The following is a 714-nucleotide window of genomic DNA, read 5'->3' as shown; positions in this document are numbered from 1 at the left end:
CTACAGAAATTAACAGTGAAACAGCAATTTCAGAATTTTCTGTAAGTCAGCAAAATGAACTACGAATACATTTAAATAATCAAGAAATACAAGCAGTACTAAAGAATGCCGGGATACTGCTGAAAACGCTCAATGACAGGAAAATCCAACTAGCGCGAGACAGGGGTAAGCCGCCCGCACACTCGCTCTTTTCCAAGTTAAAAAACTTCAGCATTGTTAAAGATTATCAGACTTTCGAAGGTTATTTTGCTAAGGCTAACACGTTCTTTTTAGCTGTAAATACCCAGCAGATTACAAATACCAGCTGCCTTACGAGTATGCTCAAATCGAAGACTCAGATAAAGGAGTTTGCAGAAGTACCCGGGGAAAACATTCAGTCGATTGCTGATAACCCATGCTTGAAACAAATAGCCTCCATGTGTAATGGCAAAGGCTTACCAAAAGATAAGGACGTGAAGGCCTTCCTGACCCTGCCCTGCTTGAAAGAGGGCTGGCAGGAGGGCAAAGACGAGGACGTTAAGGGCAAACCGCTCGACCGGGCACTGGTCTCCAATATTTCCTCCATGTGTAATGGCAAAGGCTTACCAAAAGATAAGGACGTGAAGGCCTTCCTGACGCTGCCCTGCTTGAAAGAGGGCTGGCAGGAGGGCAAAGACGAGGACGTTAAGGGCAAACCACTCGACCGGGCACTGGTCACCAATATTTCCTCCATGT

General features: G+C 45.5%; 1 protein-coding gene. It reads left to right on the top strand.

Annotated elements, in window-relative coordinates; genetic code table 11:
- Positions 1-317: 317 nt before the first annotated feature.
- A partial coding sequence (locus J7438_RS26540; RefSeq protein WP_209279023.1) for a hypothetical protein occupies positions 318-714 on the top strand: 397 nt, incomplete at its 3' end.

It is taken from the genome of Thalassotalea sp. G20_0, from assembly GCF_017744175.1.
Classification (GTDB): Bacteria; Pseudomonadota; Gammaproteobacteria; order Pseudomonadales; family Endozoicomonadaceae; genus Endozoicomonas.
Note: the sequence above shows the minus strand (reverse complement) of the source record. Positions and strands in the feature narration are given on the sequence as shown.